Consider the following 15,353-nt stretch of genomic DNA (forward strand, 5'->3'; position numbering starts at 1 on the left):
GCAGGAATAATTTTCACCTTTGTTTCTACAAGCAAAAATCGATCCTGCCGGAAAATACCCTGTTAAATTAAGGACAGCTCAGAACCATCACTTCTGTCTGGGATTTTTTTGCCCGTTTGAGCTTCTGCCCGCAGGTATACTCCACATACAAATATTTCCCCTTGCCCGGATATGGATCACCACAAAATTTATTACCCACGATGAGGCGGCATTTATTTTTACCATCGCATATTTTTACCAATGAATCCTTTGCATTACAGAAATACTGTTTATAACCCAACTCGCCCTCAAGCTCGAAACTGATATTTCCGTACTTTGCACTCATGATCCGGATAGCCTTTTCCGGAAAGACTTTTCCTTCTACACTTTGCTCACCACCATATTCAATTGATTTAACATCCCCTTCGGAAACAGGTACCTCAATGACTTTTCCATCTTTAAGGGTGATCTTCATTTCAGCCTGAAGATGAGGTACAAAAAGAAAGCTCCCTACCGCGAGCAGCGCAAAGACAAAAACAAACCGAAACATAGTATTGTCCTCCAGTTACTTTTTAATCACTTGCAAACATAGCTTAAAAATCCATTCAGCAAAACCTTGGAGCCAAGAATATGAAAATATTAATTACAATAATGACTATGATCTTCCTTTCTGCTCCCTTTGCTGCGGCGCAACAAATTGACAACCTCAGGGATTTGAAGCGCCCGCGCTACGAAGTAGCATTCCCTCCAAAAACAACAGAAATAAAAAAAGAGCAGCCGAGCGCAGCTCCAGAAATCAAAGAAGAAGACAATTCACGTTTTGCCGGGACCTTCAAAGGCAAAGTCACCGTGCATTACAAAGGAAAAATAGTAACAGCAGAAGCCACCTTGCATATTGCGGCAGGAAATCCAGACCGCAAGAGCCACTATGACAGCTACATTCTCCCCCAAAGAAGTGACTATCTTGAATCGACATGGAAACTGGACAAGGAGGATGTACGTAGAACTGTGACCATATCCGGTAAAACCGTTTACGTGACTGACATCATTGAATACAGCAAAGGCGGAAATTCCCAGATTAGGACACTCGTATTCTCGCCTGATTATTCGGCCCTGACTTTTTTAAAAACTGAATTTGATGATTCGTCGGTAAACCCTGCCACCGGGCAGATCATCGGCAGATTTTTGCGGGTTAAATAATTTTAGCATCAACATAATGTTTATTCCAAAGCCCCATGGATAATCTTGAAAAACTATTCTTTTTACTCCATAATCGAATCAACAATCGGAAACTGAAATACGGAGTTTAAAATGTATATTTTGAAAAAAGGTCAGGAGAATAAATTTCAGGACCTCATCCCACTTGGTGAAACCGACTGGCCCGATGAAGTAAAAAAAGAAATCTGCGATTTTTTCAAAACCGCCGGTGTAGATGACCCCATGACCCAGAAACTGGTAGAACCCGGTCTTCAGGGCTTCCGCTCCAAAAGCGGCAAGGATCAAATAGACTGGGATGATGTGGTAGCTTACTTCAAATACGAAGCATTAAGCGTACTGATCATGCATGATGATAAATTCAAAGAAAAAGCTGAGGAGCTTTATACAGACTTTTTTGCCAATCACAAATTCAAGGTCTGGAACAGAGATTAGATCAAGATTCGGACAGAAAACTAAAAGCCCCGGTATTCTATACAGAATTACCGGGGCTTATTTTTTCATAAAATTTTATTCAGGCAGAGCAAAATCCAACTTAAGTCCTTGATTTAAAATCATCAAAGCAGCTTCTGCCCCTTCCCATCCAGCTGCGCACTCAGGGCTCAAGCTGATAGTCAAAGTCTTGATCACGCCGCTATCAAGTGCCTTGCGAAGCTCAGCACCCCAGCCCCTGATATATTCATCAGTAAAAAGGCGGCCCATTTTCCCATCTGCCATACGCCCGAAAAAATAATCCAGATCAAGGTTAAAAATCCAGTTATCTTTTAATTCAGTAAGGGCGGCCGGAAACTCCCACGGTTCATAAGCGGCAAAACCGATTGATTGTGGGGCTGAACCTTTGCCATGGGTGGCAAAAGCCCAGTTTTCAATTCTGTCCCCATACTTTTCAATGAAAAGCCCAAGATAATTATCCCAGCGAAACAGCGGGGTCACCGCGAAAAAATCGTTATCATACCCGCATTCAAGATATTCGCTGATGCTGAAATTTTCAAACCCAGCATGCGGAAAATGAGCATAATCCTGAGCGGAAAACAAAGCGTCATAATGACGGTCCACATGGAAAAGATTCAGACTTTCACTTTTTTTCAAACTTTCCATCCAGCACCACAAGGCTGCGCGATGGTTATCCATGATAAAAATATTATCCTGTTTCCACAGAAAATTCAGTTTGATCGCTGTGGAGTGGTTACGCCCCTGAAAATCGACTATCCATTCACCCATTACTTACCTCCAAGCATTCATGCATAAAGCTGATAAACATGACGTGTGTATCAGGCTGCCGCACTCCGGTCCAGCCTGCACAGAGCTACTCAGCGCAGCATTCTCAAAGAAACTAATTGCTTTTGAGAATCACAATTTTCCGAAAATCTCACACAAAAGGGGCGGCAGACTGTCCCCGACGGACAGTCTGCCATGATGATGAGAGATGGATAAAGTGTGTATATGAGATGGTGCTTTCTTCCAGCAGGCAACAAGGGAGAAACCTGCGGAAATTCATGAAATATGTTCTATAATCCAGCACTAAAAACAATGCACGGAGAACAGTTCAAGGGTACTATGGATTAATTAAGTCTATTTATATCAAGAGGAGAACCGCAGTCAGGACAGACCCGGATGGTCTTGCCGAAGGTATTCCCCATAACCCAGAAACGGGTAAACCATGCTTCATCTTTTTTGCTGTGGTATTGGACCATGACCCTGTTACCGCATTTGCAAAATCTTTCCTGCATGACCGACTCCTGCTTCGTGAATTCATCTGGATTGAAATCCGCCTTTCCGGCGTACCCTTGCCATGTGACGACTTCAATTAACCACAACAAAACACCTGTGTCAATCTAAAATAAACATTCATTAACATAAAAACCAAAACTGTTTACTTGAACTCAATCTCAATAATTCAAAGTGCAAAAAAAAAGACCTCCCAAAAGGAGGCCTTGAAAATTAACTTACTGAAAAGCCTAATGATATTCACGGGAAACCCAGACCACCTGCCCCAGCACCCGCACGTTTTCAAGCTCGTCACCGCCCAGATGAATAGGAGCATAATCTTTATTGTCACTGTGCAGAACCACTTGGCCGGGCCGCTTCTCTACTCTTTTAACCATTACGGTGTCTTCCACACCAACTGCATAAATCCCCCCGGCAAGAATATCCTGACGGGACTGATCCAGCAGCACGATGTCACCTTCTTTTAATTCCGGCTCCATACTATTGCCGTAGACTTCCATTAAAACCATATCGGAGGGATTCCCTTTTCCGCCAATCCAATCCTTGCGAAAAGCGTAGAAACCTTCAATTTCACCACCGGTTTCAAAAGATCCGCCACCAGCGGACAATCGAGCTGCAACCTTGGGAATACGGGAAAATTCGTCAGCAAATTCAACGGCATTAACTTCCGGACGAGGCGACCCCAGACCGGATTCAAGCCACGTCGAATCAAGATTATGGCGAACGGACAGCTCAAGAATCCAGCGCGGGGGGACTGTACCCTTTTTCTTAACAAGGGAAACAGCAGCCCTGCCGACTCCCAACTCGCGCGCCAACTGGGCTTGTGTGGAAATATCGGTCTGGTCCTTCAATCTTTCAAAAAAGGAATCAAAATCTTTAGCTTGCATCGTCACCTCAAAATTAACAATTGTTTAACTCAAAAGTTCATCTATACTTAACACTCATGATTCGATACTGCAACCATTTTTATAAACAGAGAAAGCTTTCAAAAAAAATATGTTTGTAGTAAAGTACGCAAATAGTTAGGGGATATAGTCTTTGGAGTTATAGTAGATGAGTAATGACCTGATTGTTAAAAATCTGGCTACAGAATATGTGGAGCATTTTGAATTTGATTTCGGTGATGCCGGGGTTGAATTATCATTACTTGATGATGCGCCCGTGGAGCTCAAAACATTAATCACCGACCTTTGCGGACGGATCAATCCGGAAACATTGGTTAAAGTATATGAATCCCTTAACGCTATTGCCGAATCTGAAGACATCTACGCCTGTGAAATAGACGAAAAAGTATGTGAACTGACCCTTTTCTGCAAAATTGCCCGCAGGGTTGAAGAGATCGCCACCCGCTAAATTTAATAGCAGTACAAATTTTTAAAACCCGCTAATTCTAAAAAGAATTAACGGGCTTTCTTCTTAAACAAACTTCTTGTAATCTTCAGCACCAGAAACCAAAGCAAGGTTGGCTTCCAGTAATTCAAGGCTGACCGATTCCAACCGGACAGTGATCTTCTGTCCCAGCCGGAAAGCATGCCCGGTGCGTTCACCTACAATCATCTGACGATCCGACCAGAAGGTGTAGTAATCATCGCCAAGCGAGGATAAACGGACCATACCCTCTGCCATTACCTCTTGAAATTCCACCCAGAATCCGAATTCCGCAATGGATGAGATCACTCCGGTGAACTCCTCGCCCACCTTATCCTTAAGAAAGATAATGGTCAGACGTTTAAGGATTTCGCGCTCAGCTTCCATGGCTGTGCGTTCGGTTCCGCTGATGGAGCTACCGATACGCGAAAGCTGCTTCTGACCGGGAATAGCCTGATGACCGTCGCCCAGCGCAACCTTAAGGAGACGATGGACAACGAGGTCAGCATAACGCCTGATGGGTGAAGTAAAATGGCAATAGCATTCCGAAGCCAGCCCGAAATGCCCTTCATTATCCGGCTCGTACTTGGCCTGTTTCATGGAACGCAGCAAAAGCCTGCTGACAATATATTCCTGATCAGTTCCTTCTGAATCCTTAACAACCTTCTGTAGAGACTCCGGGGTTACCGGATCTGGAGCCTGTTTGCTGATACCGATTTTACGCAACACCTTAAACAGATTGGTCAGTTTTTCTTCATCCGGTCCGGGGTGCACGCGGTACAGACAGCCGATTTCCTTCTCGGTCAAAAATTCCGCCACAGCTTCGTTGGCGGCGATCATGAATTCCTCGATAATCTGATGTGCAAAATTTCGGCAACGCGGTCGAATATCCACGGTACGGCCTTGCAGATTAAAAAGTATTTCCGGTTCCGGCAGGTCAAATTCAAGACTACCCCGCCCTTTACGACGCTTATTGATCTTACGGGCCAACTCTTCAGACAATTTGAGCATGGGCAGCAGGTCACCAAAACTTTCCTGCTCCTCTTTCTCACCGAGAATAACTCCCTTGTAGACCTGCTCATAGGTCAGGCGGGCATGGCTCTTAATCACCGCCGGGGCAAAAGAAGACCTGACAGGCACACCCTCTTTATCAAACTCAATGGTCGCAGTCATGGCCAGACGGTTCACATCCGGGTTCAGACTGCACAGCCCGTTACTGAGTGCTTCCGGGAACATGGGTTCCACGGACTTTGGAAAATAGTAGGAATTGCCGCGCTTCAAAGCCTCACGGTCCATCGGGGATTCCATGGCTACATAATGGCTCACATCCGCAATTGCCACCCGCAAACGGTAACCGCTGCCAATCTTTTCAACAAACACGGCATCATCAAAATCTTTCGCAGTTGCGCCGTCGATGGTCACAAAGGGAACATCGCGCATGTCTTCGCGCTCGGCAAAATCCTCTTCGCCCGGTTCATCCGGCAGAGCATCAGCCACCGCCATCACTTTACCCGGAAAAGCCGTGGGGATACCGTGGTTGGCCTTGACTATTGCCTCCTGCACAAGAACATCATCTTCATCACCCAGCACTTTCAGGATGCGCCCTTCCCAGAGTGAAGGATTAATCTGTTCACCGGGAGCCACCAGCAGGATATCCCCCCTTGCAATCCGTGTGAAATCCACCTCAGCTTCAACAGATTCAGCCGGGTAGATTTCCTTACCGTTATCGTCCTCTACCTGTTCATCCGAAACAGCATTATTGGGAACAGCCTCATCTGGTTCGACCACGATTCCGAAATCCAGACGCGGATCAGTAGGATTACAAAGCAGTGCAGTGCCGCCCATGGGCCGGACAACCCTCACAGGAAAGACCTGTTTACCACGTTCAAGAACGCGAACCACGCGCCCTTCTTCACGTTTACCGCCCCAGTGTGAGCCGGTAATTGCCACAGTTACCCGGTCGCCATGCCAGGCGTCACTCAGATTTTTTGTATGTATGTAAATATCTTTGCGCTTTTTATCGTCCGGCAGCAGAAATGCCGCGCCGGAACGCTGGACCTGCAATTTTCCGGTAATCAGATTCATCTTATCGACAACGCCGTAAGCACTGCCGATCTTGATGATTTTCCCTTCGCGGACAAGGTCTTTCAGTATATTTTTAATAAATTTACGATGCCGCTTGGTCAGGCCGAGTCTTTTTTCCAGCTCGCCCACGGATAAAGGCTTGCGGCTTTTCTTGAAAACATTCATGGCCTCAAAAGGCTTGATCATACCGGGATTTTTCGATTTTCTTTTCTTTCCCATTTTAAATTCCTTCGCCGTGCCACTTAGGCCTCCGGCGGGTCTGAGACGCTTTGCCTCGATGCGCTATCGCGCTTTTTATTTTCAAGATTTCGCCTCCGGCGGCTTAAACCCTTTTTGTAAAAAGGGTTTAAGAATCCCAAAAACTTTTAATAGGCTTCGCTTAGTTTAATTCGAATAATTGTTCGTTTTTATTTATTAAATGCGTCTATTAATCTTTGTTTATTCCACCACTTATCGAAGGGAGCTTCTTCTGTATCGTCAAAAAATATGGCTTCTTTAAATTCCACTTCCAGATCAATTACATAAAAATCTTCGCAGCCAAGTTTGGTTAATTTAATTGCGTCTTTAGGAGTGCAAACAATTCGCTTTGCACCTGCTGCCGCCGCTTTTTTACGGATCATTTCCACATCCTGCGTAGTATATGCGTGGTGATCCTTGAAAATTATGAATTCTTCAGGCACACGGCCCATGTATTTCCCGGCGTCATTGCGTAGGATTTCCGGTTTACCGATCCCGGCAAAGAGTAGATATTTTTCGCTGCCGAAACCGAGACGCTCTCCCCCGCCGAGCAACTTAAGTCCCTTGGCGCGCAGCTCAAACTGAAACACGGGTTTCCCGAACTCTGACAACTTATCTCTTATCAGCCAGATCATCTGCTTGAAAGCATCCGGCCCGCTCTTCACAAAAAAAACATCCGCCCGTTGCAATGCCTGCACACTCTCCCGCCATGTCCCACGAGGAATGACCTTATCCCAACCTGTGCTGAAATCATCGGGTGTGAGCAACACAAAATCCAGATCCCGCTCCACCGCCATGTGCTGAAATCCGTCATCAAGGAGCATCAATGCGGGCTGAAATTCATCAGTTGCCCATGCCCCGGAACGTTTACGAACCGGATCGACCACTATCCTGGCCTCTGGATTACCGTTCGCCAGCATGAGCGGCTCGTCCCCGGCCTCATGAACAGGACTAAGCCTATTGACCAGATACGGCAGCTGCGCAGGCTTGGCCCCATAACCACGGGTCAGCAACACTGTCAACAAACCTTCACGCTCCGCCCACCTAAGCAGCCAATCTGCAATGGGAGTCTTACCGCTACCCCCGGAACCGATATTGCCCACAGAAATACACGGGCATTCAGGCCGAAACCGCTCACACTCTCCCCTTGCATACTTTTCTGCACGACGAGACATAACCGCGCCATATCCTTTAGATATGGGCGCGAGAATGGGGCTAAGGATATTTTGTATTTTGCTGAGCTTGGTCATACTAAAATGCGATTTTGTATGGCTAACAGGCGAAGCCTTACTAAAAAGTTTTGAGATTCTAAAACCCTTTTCCCAAAAGGGTTTTAGCCCCCGGAGGGACCGTCGGTAGACTCCCCGAAGGGCCGCCGGAGGCATTAAAAAAGGCACGCCCAAACCCTACGGGGTTTGAGCGTGCCTGTAAATAAACTACTTAGCTCAACTACTCGCGGTTACCCATGAGGCGGAGCAGGAAGATGAACATATTAATAAAGTCGAGATACAGGGTCAGCGCGCCGAGGATAGTGCCGCGTCTTACTGCGGTAGCATCGTCAGCCGGAATGTACTCGCCCATATCTTTGAGCTTCTGGGAATCGTAAGCGGTCAGGCCTGCGAAAATTAATACACCGAGAACGGAGATGGCAAATGTCATGGCAGAGCTCTGCATGAAGAAGTTCACCACCATGGCGATGAGAATACCGAACAGGCCCATCATCATGAATGATCCCATTCCGGTCAGGTCTTTGCGAGTGGTCAGACCATACAAGGACATCGCTCCGAACATTCCTGCGGTAACGAGGAAGGTCTGAAAAATGGACGCTGTGGTGTAAGCAACCAGAATGGTAGACAGAGTCAGACCGTTCAGCGCACTGTAAGCCATGAACAGCCCGGTGGCCGCACTGGCAGAAAGTTTGGAAATACGCATGCTCAGGTAAAAGACCAGACCGATTTCACCGATGGCCGCAACCCAAAAAAGCATAGTAGGAGCGATGGCCCCGGTTTCGGGATTCTGGGCCAGCACAAGGTTCATAACTGCCGGAGTGGAAAGGGTAACCCATGCCACGGCGGCGGTTGCCAAGAGGCCCGCGCTCATCCAGCTGTAAATGCCGCGCATAAATGCATTAAGGACTTCCGGTCTCGCGCTGACGGTACCGGCTGCACCGAATCTACTCATAATTAATCTCCTTGAATTCTTTTTTAATCATAATTCGGACGTTGAACATCCGATTTGTTTACATACTTCAAAAGTATAAATAAACAGCTTAAGCCCTACAGGCAAGGTTTTTCGGTCGATTTCCTACGGGGTAAAGTTTATCGGCTAATCCTCAGCACATCTAATTCATAAAATGAATTCAATCTTAAAATCATTTTTTACTATTTTTTAAAATATGTAACTAATCGCGAATATACTTCTTAAGAACAGGAACGAATCCGGTCATGACCAGACCGATAGCCCCGGTAGCGGTTCCGATTTTGAAGAAAAGATCATCATAAATGCGCAGAGATTCCACTGCGGTAACCCCGTGTTCCGGCACACTTGCCATAGTCGCGATCTCCCCGCCAAGCACCATTGCTACAGACTGGAACATGAACCACGCCCCCATCATAAAACCCATAGAACGCTCCGGGGTCAAACGGGCCACCATTGCCAGCCCCAGACCGCTGACCAGCAGTTCACCCAGACTCTGAAAACCGTAGCTGAGTACCAGCCAGTTACCGGAAACAAAACCGTTGGCATCGGCCTGATACTTGGCGACAAAAGCAAGAGTTAGAAAAGCTGCACAACACATCATCATACCCAGCGCAAATTTTCCGGGCAGGGAAAGATCCTTACCGGCTTTATCAAGCCGGGCATAAACAACCGCCAGCACCGGGCTGATAACCATTACCCAAAATGGATTAAGAGCCTGAAAAGAAGCCGCTTCCACCGGAATGCCAAAGATATGCGGATCAACATTGCGGGCTGCAAAAAGATTAAGTGAAGTAGGCATCTGCTGATAAAGGGCAAAGAAAACAATGGCCTCAGCCATGAGAATCAAACAGATGACCAGATTAGCCTTTTCATGATGCTCAGCACGCATGATCTCACGGACATAAAGAGCCGCCACAACGACAAGGGAAGCATAAAGAAGTTCATGAGCAAGAGTCAGATGAGTCAAAAGCAAAGCCGAAGTCCCGGCAATACCCGCTGTACCGATCAGGGTAAGCAGCAGTTTTTTTAGATTCAACGGTTCAAAATCAGCCTCGGAACCGATGGGATCAAGGACTGAACGGAAAATTATGAAGTTGGCAATGGCAATGAGCATGCCGATGAAACAAGTAAAAAAACCGGCATTCCAGCCGTAATGTTTCTGAATAATCGGGCAGAGCGACATAGCTGCAAAAGAACCGATATTAATCGCCATGTAGTAAAGGGTGAAAGCACCGTCCACGCGGGAATCACCCTTATCATAAAGCTTGGAGACCAATGCCGAGGGGTTGGCCTTGAACAGCCCGTTCCCGGCGATGATTATACCCAGTGCCGGATAAAGAAATTTCTCGCAGTCATAACCCAGCAACGCATACCCGGCAGCAAGAACAACCGCCCCCAGAAACATGGTCCGGCGGTTACCGAGAATCTTATCACCGATATACCCGCCCGCGCAGATAAAAGCGTAAACAAGGGCCGCAAAAGCACTGAAGGTCTGGTCCGCCAACTGATCTGAAAAACCCAGTTTTTTGACCATGAACAAAACCAGAAGGGCCTGCATTCCGTAGTAGCCGAACCGTTCCCACATCTCCACGGAGAAAAGCAGATAGAATGGTTTGGGATGACTGAAAGCACCGCTTGAACTCTGCGACATCATGAACTCCTTATGCTGGGCTAATTATCTGTATTTATTTTATCCATACGCCAGATAAAGAGAGAATGCGAGGAATTATAAGACGGTATGATGAACTGGAGGAGTAGGAAATTCATTACTGCGCCCACAAATAATCATCATACTATATTGCATGATTTTATTTTTAGGCATAATTATAGATTCACCTTTTCAAACACACCGCATAATTTACAGGAGAGTTTATTTTGCAAAAAGACATGCATTACTACGGAACCTATGTCATGGCCCGTGCCGCAGGAATCAAACAAGACAATGCCCAGGTCATCGCCAGTGCCGCCCAGTTTGTTGATGATAATGCAGCCAAGAAATCAGTTGAATTTAAAGATGGAGGCGCACTCCATTCCCGCCCTACAGCGCACCACGCCATTCACATCAAAAACATCGACAAAGAGGACCAGCGTCTGGTCTGGGTCCCTTTCCACTTCCTGCCCGGCAACGAAGGCGAAGGACTGACCGAACGACTTATCTGTCGTAAAAACAGTGCCATATCCATCGCCATGAAAAACAATCATTTAACACGGCATGAAGAAGAATTTTCCGATGAGCTTATGGGGATTGCCGCACACGTATATGCTGACACCTTCTCACACTACGGATTCAGCGGCATAAGCTCTCGCTGGAACAAAATAGACAACGACAGCTTTATATTTGATGAAAGCAAAAACTCAGCAGAAATCATCAAGTATGTGAAGAAACGGCAAAAAGAATTCAAAGCCAAGTACACCGAAGAATCTGGAATCATGGAAAATATCATTTCATGGTTTGCCGAGACATTTTCCGGGGCCTTGGGTCATGGTGCAGCCTGCACTTTTCCGGATCGCCCATATCTGATCTGGAAATTTGACTACGAGGAACCTGAACGGGATAGCGGTTGGCGCGACAATCCTGCAACTTTCATGGAAGCCTGCGAAGCACTGCACGATATGTTCTGTCAATATGCACAAGTAAAATCGGGCATTACTGACCGCGCAGCCACAGACTTCTCAGTCATCCGTGAAAAGGTTGATGAAATTCTGAAATACGAAGGAAGCGAAAAGGAACGTATCGCAAAGTGGGTTGGAGCCGTCAACGAAGAAAACATCCTCGGTCCCGGAGAAACACTTCCTGAATATCTAGGACCTAAATGGCTGGGAGAAAAAGCGGATATGGACGGTGATCCTAATTCTGTGAAGGCTAAAGACATGCCCATCTACCAGTTTTACCAAGCAGCCTCCTACCATCGCCATTACGTCCTGCGTAACCTGCTTCCCGACAACGAACTTGTCGTAGCCTAAAAACAAAAAGCCTCCCGCACACAAAATGCGGGAGGCCTATCAAATCCGTTTACGCAAAACCAAATCTAACCCATAAAATCAAAGGCCCAGCGGCCCATGCTCAGGCAAACCAGAATTGCCCCTTCAAGCCTGCTGACCTTCCAGCCTGTGCGGATAAAGAAAAGCACCAGCGCGACCATGCCGACCAGTACGGTCAGTCCGGGCAGAGCATCCGGGGATACTTCCAACGGACGCATCAGGCAGGTCAGACCGAGCACGCCTGCGAAGTTGAAAAAATCACTGCCGATCAGGTTACCGAGCAGCATTTCATTACGTCCTTTAAGGGATGCAGCAAGGCAGGTGACCAGCTCCGGCAGAGATGTCCCGGCAGCAACGATGGTCATACCGATCACCCAGTTGGAAACACCGAAATGGCGGGCGATGTCTGATGCAGCATCAACCATGAATTCACCCCCCAGCGCGATACCGATAAATCCAGCCAGCAGCTTAAGCCAATCTTTTGCTCTAATCTCGCTACCGCCCTCTTCTTCCACATCGGGTACGATTCCGGCCATGGCACTAGCTGCCCTTTTACTGTGCACCAGCAAATAGCCGATGTAACCACCAAGGATAGCGAGCAACATGACTCCGGCAGAACGGTCCAGCATATCAAAATATGCCAGCCCCAAAATAAGTGCGGTAGTCGCCAGCAAAAGCGGCGCATCGCGCATTGCCAGTGACCTGTTGGTCGGCAAAGGTTTAATCAGAGCCATCAAACCCAGAATAAAACCCAGATTAAAAATATTAGACCCGACCACGTTGGACAGGGAAATATCAGAAAGCCCCTTGAAAGCCGCTGTGGCGGTAACCAGAAATTCCGGCGCGGATGTACCGAAAGCCACAATGGTCAAACCGATAACAAGGTCAGATACTTTATATTTCTTCGCAATCTTCGAAGCAGACTCAACAATCCAGTCCGCACCGAACCATAATAGGAAGATACTCAGTACAAAGAAAAATATATTTGAAAGCATTTAGAACCCTTTAGTTTTGGTTTTTGAAACCTGATTAGAATAGCAGGTCACTATTAAATGCAAAAGTATTTCCGGGACTATTAACTATCTTTTGCTTCACCGCGTTCTTTCTTCCATTCTTTCAATCCATCAAGAGTAGGACGGACGAAAGATGTTTCGCGATTGGGCATGACTTTTACGATCATCTCACCTTCAGGGCCGATGATGGCTACGTGTATTTCTTCGCCGGACTTAACGGCCTTGGGCGAAAACGAGGCGGTCATAGCTGCTGCATCAAGCACTTCCTGCTGTGTCCATTCTTCGCCACAAAAACCGCGTCCGATGCTTAGGGGACCGGGAAAACCGCGTACTTCAAATAAATAATCTTCGGCTTCGTAAAGATCTTCGATGCGCTCATTATCATTTTGATTGCGCCCGACGACCAGCATTTTGTTCCCAAACCAGAATTGACGTCCGGTGGTTGCCAACTGAAAAGAATTCACATCCGGCTCGGTAAGACGTTGCAAAAGCGGGAAATAGCGGGCCGCATTCTCCTGTTCGGTGAGCTTGCAGCCACCAGCTGGAGTAGGGATTTCGGATAACCCGAAATCTTTTGCCATCTGAAGCTGGATCTTACGTCCGCGCCCGAAAATATTGGGCAGCTTCTCTCGATCAACCAGACCGGATTTCTCCACAGCGGTCTCAGGCTGCGACTGGGCGCAAAGGGGCCTAAGCAAGATATCGCCGGTTTCCGAGCTGTTGCGGATGGCGTTAAGAGTCGGCGGACGCTGGGACATAGGTCGCTGCCCGGTAACTTCACCGGAAATGATAAATTTGGCCCCGTACTCTTCCATGAGAGTTTTGGCGTGACTGATCATCATTATTTTGCAATCCACACAGGGATTAACCAGCTTGCCCATGCCGTGATCAGGCACATCGAGCATCATCTGAATATATTTTTCACTGATATCTACGGTCAGAATTTCCACCCCGTAAACTTCCTGCCAGTGATCTATCTTCTCGGGATTACCGAAAAAAGGAGTGACAAAATGCAGGCCGAGGACCTTGAGTCCCTGATCCTGAATTACCTTACAGGCTAATATACTATCGAGGCCCCCGGAAAACAGGGCCAAAGCGTCATATTGTTTGTTCATGGGGCGGCTGTACCTTCATTTTTTATAAACCGCAACAAAATCCGGTCACCCGACAAACGACTGGGAAAGGGCTGGATGCAAACCTTTTTGGTAGCGACATCACTGACAGCGCTCTATCAATCGCCTATTTTGTTCGTTGCTTTATGAATTGGTGTTTGATATGGAAAGCACTTGTCCGTTGTGCCGAAAATTCGGGCACACCGACAGCAGGACGAGAAAACGCATTCCGGCTTAGTGCTGCATAAAATTGCAGCCTCTTGCGCATGTGACAATAAACAAGAACAGGAAACGTTGAACGTCCAATTATTAATGGAGAAAAAATGAGCAAGAAAAACGCAAATCCCGAAGAACTCCGCAAGGCAGCCTTAACCACAGCCCTGACTACCATCGAACGCAAGTTCGGTAAGGGTTCCATAATGCGCCTTGATTCCGATGCCTCACACAATATTCCGGTGATTCCCACCGGGTCCATCAGCCTTGATATGGCTCTGGGTATCGGCGGTATCCCCAAGGGCAGAATCACTGAAGTATACGGCCCTGAATCTTCCGGTAAAACAACTCTGGCCTTGCATGTAATCGCAGAATGCCAGAAAGCGGGCGGAACAGCCGCATTCGTAGATGCTGAACACGCGCTCGACGTGAAATACGCTAAACGCCTCGGCGTAAACACCGACGAACTGCTCATTTCCCAGCCGGATTACGGCGAACAGGCCCTTGAAATTACCGACCTGCTGGTCCGCTCCGGCGCAGTTGATATTGTTATTATCGACTCCGTAGCAGCACTGACCCCGCAGGCCGAACTCGAAGGAAACATGGGTGAAACCCAGGTTGGCGGACAGGCAAGACTTATGTCCCATGCCCTGAGAAAGCTTACCGGTACTATCCATAAATCCAAAGCTGTAGTCCTGTTCATCAACCAGATCCGAATGAAGATCGGTATGACCGGATACGGCAGCCCCGAAACAACCTCCGGTGGTAATGCCCTGAAATTCTACTCTTCTGTGCGTCTCGATATCCGTAGGATTCAAACACTTAAAGATAAAGATGAAGTTTTCGGCTCCCGCACCAGAATCAAGGTCGTGAAAAACAAAGTGGCACCGCCCTTCCGCGAAGCACTTGTCGATATCCTTTATGGAACAGGCATGTCCCGCGAAGGCGAATTGCTTGACCTCGGAGTTGACCACAACATCGTGGACAAATCCGGCGCATGGTACGCATTTGGTTCCGAACGCCTTGGGCAGGGTAAAGAAAACGTACGTCAATTCCTTGCAGAAACCCCGGAACTGCGCCAGCAGATTGAAGAGAAACTACTCATCCACCTCGGCATCAAAGAGGACCCAGACGCGAACGTTGACGAGAAGGTTGACGAAGCAGGTCCGAAAGAGTAAAGCCTGTTGGCCCGGATAAGATATTAAGGAATCCCGCTTAGGCG

At 47.3% G+C, this 15,353-nt stretch carries 15 protein-coding genes; 5 read left to right on the forward strand and 10 right to left on the reverse strand.

The genetic code is table 11. The annotated features are described in order from the left end of the window. Positions 1-67 precede the first annotated feature (67 nt). Positions 68-529, reverse strand: coding sequence for a hypothetical protein (locus FMS18_RS09245; protein WP_163293744.1), 462 nt, complete (start codon positions 527-529; stop codon positions 68-70). Between the two features lie 80 nt (positions 530-609). Here FMS18_RS09245 and FMS18_RS09250 point away from each other — a divergent pair, with 80 nt between their 5' ends. Next, a complete protein-coding gene (locus FMS18_RS09250) occupies positions 610-1,179 on the forward strand; it encodes a hypothetical protein (RefSeq protein ID WP_163293746.1) in 570 nt (189 codons plus the stop codon). A gap of 111 nt (positions 1,180-1,290) precedes the next feature. Further along, positions 1,291-1,629, forward strand: coding sequence for a hypothetical protein (locus FMS18_RS09255; RefSeq protein ID WP_163293748.1), 339 nt, complete (start codon positions 1,291-1,293; stop codon positions 1,627-1,629). Positions 1,630-1,704: 75 nt separating this feature from the next. Here FMS18_RS09255 and FMS18_RS09260 read toward each other — a convergent pair whose 3' ends face one another. The 3 genes from FMS18_RS09260 to FMS18_RS09270 form a co-directional block, all read right to left on the reverse strand. Further along, the gene (locus tag FMS18_RS09260; RefSeq protein WP_163293750.1) at positions 1,705-2,415 is read right to left on the reverse strand and encodes a UPF0489 family protein; all 711 of its coding nucleotides are present in this window, start codon (positions 2,413-2,415) and stop codon (positions 1,705-1,707) included. A gap of 341 nt (positions 2,416-2,756) precedes the next feature. After that, the gene (locus FMS18_RS09265) at positions 2,757-3,011 is read right to left on the reverse strand and encodes a hypothetical protein (RefSeq protein WP_163293599.1); all 255 of its coding nucleotides are present in this window, start codon (positions 3,009-3,011) and stop codon (positions 2,757-2,759) included. A gap of 141 nt (positions 3,012-3,152) precedes the next feature. Further along, a complete protein-coding gene (locus tag FMS18_RS09270) occupies positions 3,153-3,809 on the reverse strand; it encodes a helix-turn-helix transcriptional regulator (RefSeq protein ID WP_163293752.1) in 657 nt (218 codons plus the stop codon). A 166-nt stretch (positions 3,810-3,975) separates the two neighbouring features. Between FMS18_RS09270 and FMS18_RS09275 the strand changes: the two genes are divergently transcribed. Further along, entirely contained in the window at positions 3,976-4,275 is a 300-nt protein-coding gene (locus tag FMS18_RS09275; RefSeq protein WP_163293754.1) for a hypothetical protein, read from the forward strand. 63 nt (positions 4,276-4,338) lie between these two features. On the opposite strand, the gene rnr is transcribed toward FMS18_RS09275, so the two are convergent. From rnr to FMS18_RS09295, 4 genes are all read right to left on the reverse strand, one after another. After that, on the reverse strand, positions 4,339-6,594 hold the full coding sequence (gene rnr, locus FMS18_RS09280; RefSeq protein WP_163293757.1) for a ribonuclease R: 2,256 nt from the start codon (positions 6,592-6,594) through the stop codon (positions 4,339-4,341). A 188-nt stretch (positions 6,595-6,782) separates the two neighbouring features. Beyond that, a complete protein-coding gene (gene lpxK, locus FMS18_RS09285) occupies positions 6,783-7,862 on the reverse strand; it encodes a tetraacyldisaccharide 4'-kinase (protein WP_163293759.1) in 1,080 nt (359 codons plus the stop codon). 199 nt (positions 7,863-8,061) lie between these two features. Beyond that, positions 8,062-8,793, reverse strand: coding sequence for a Bax inhibitor-1/YccA family protein (locus tag FMS18_RS09290; protein WP_163293761.1), 732 nt, complete (start codon positions 8,791-8,793; stop codon positions 8,062-8,064). Between the two features lie 220 nt (positions 8,794-9,013). Beyond that, on the reverse strand, positions 9,014-10,462 hold the full coding sequence (locus tag FMS18_RS09295; RefSeq protein ID WP_163293763.1) for an oligopeptide:H+ symporter: 1,449 nt from the start codon (positions 10,460-10,462) through the stop codon (positions 9,014-9,016). A gap of 224 nt (positions 10,463-10,686) precedes the next feature. Between FMS18_RS09295 and FMS18_RS09300 the strand changes: the two genes are divergently transcribed. Then, positions 10,687-11,775, forward strand: coding sequence for a DUF6765 family protein (locus FMS18_RS09300; protein ID WP_163293765.1), 1,089 nt, complete (start codon positions 10,687-10,689; stop codon positions 11,773-11,775). A gap of 65 nt (positions 11,776-11,840) precedes the next feature. On the opposite strand, the gene FMS18_RS09305 is transcribed toward FMS18_RS09300, so the two are convergent. Both FMS18_RS09305 and FMS18_RS09310 read right to left on the reverse strand, forming a co-directional pair. Next, complete coding sequence (locus tag FMS18_RS09305; RefSeq protein ID WP_163293767.1) at positions 11,841-12,788, reverse strand: calcium/sodium antiporter; 948 nt, start codon at positions 12,786-12,788, stop codon at positions 11,841-11,843. Positions 12,789-12,868: 80 nt separating this feature from the next. Further along, positions 12,869-13,921 (reverse strand): tRNA(5-methylaminomethyl-2-thiouridylate) methyltransferase, encoded by a 1,053-nt coding sequence (locus tag FMS18_RS09310; RefSeq protein ID WP_163293769.1) that lies wholly within the window; start codon positions 13,919-13,921, stop codon positions 12,869-12,871. Between the two features lie 320 nt (positions 13,922-14,241). Between FMS18_RS09310 and recA the strand changes: the two genes are divergently transcribed. Further along, complete coding sequence (gene recA / locus FMS18_RS09315; RefSeq protein WP_163293771.1) at positions 14,242-15,309, forward strand: recombinase RecA; 1,068 nt, start codon at positions 14,242-14,244, stop codon at positions 15,307-15,309. Positions 15,310-15,353 lie beyond the last annotated feature (44 nt).

This window comes from Desulfovibrio sp. JC022 (assembly GCF_010470665.1).
GTDB lineage: Bacteria > Desulfobacterota > Desulfovibrionia > Desulfovibrionales > Desulfovibrionaceae > Maridesulfovibrio.

Bases quoted from the DNA above. Each gene is read 5' to 3' on its own strand.
- rnr (WP_163293757.1), bottom strand. From the start codon at position 6,594: ATGGGAAAGAAAAGAAAATCGAAAAATCCCGGTATGATCAAGCCTTTT.
- FMS18_RS09305 (WP_163293767.1), bottom strand. From the start codon at position 12,788: ATGCTTTCAAATATATTTTTCTTTGTACTGAGTATCTTCCTATTATGG.
- recA (WP_163293771.1), top strand. From the start codon at position 14,242: ATGAGCAAGAAAAACGCAAATCCCGAAGAACTCCGCAAGGCAGCCTTA.
- FMS18_RS09270 (WP_163293752.1), bottom strand. From the start codon at position 3,809: ATGCAAGCTAAAGATTTTGATTCCTTTTTTGAAAGATTGAAGGACCAG.
- FMS18_RS09250 (WP_163293746.1), top strand. From the start codon at position 610: ATGAAAATATTAATTACAATAATGACTATGATCTTCCTTTCTGCTCCC.
- FMS18_RS09295 (WP_163293763.1), bottom strand. From the start codon at position 10,462: ATGTCGCAGAGTTCAAGCGGTGCTTTCAGTCATCCCAAACCATTCTAT.
- FMS18_RS09245 (WP_163293744.1), bottom strand. From the start codon at position 529: ATGTTTCGGTTTGTTTTTGTCTTTGCGCTGCTCGCGGTAGGGAGCTTT.
- FMS18_RS09260 (WP_163293750.1), bottom strand. From the start codon at position 2,415: ATGGGTGAATGGATAGTCGATTTTCAGGGGCGTAACCACTCCACAGCG.
- lpxK (WP_163293759.1), bottom strand. From the start codon at position 7,862: ATGACCAAGCTCAGCAAAATACAAAATATCCTTAGCCCCATTCTCGCG.
- FMS18_RS09310 (WP_163293769.1), bottom strand. From the start codon at position 13,921: ATGAACAAACAATATGACGCTTTGGCCCTGTTTTCCGGGGGCCTCGAT.
- FMS18_RS09290 (WP_163293761.1), bottom strand. From the start codon at position 8,793: ATGAGTAGATTCGGTGCAGCCGGTACCGTCAGCGCGAGACCGGAAGTC.
- FMS18_RS09255 (WP_163293748.1), top strand. From the start codon at position 1,291: ATGTATATTTTGAAAAAAGGTCAGGAGAATAAATTTCAGGACCTCATC.
- FMS18_RS09275 (WP_163293754.1), top strand. From the start codon at position 3,976: ATGAGTAATGACCTGATTGTTAAAAATCTGGCTACAGAATATGTGGAG.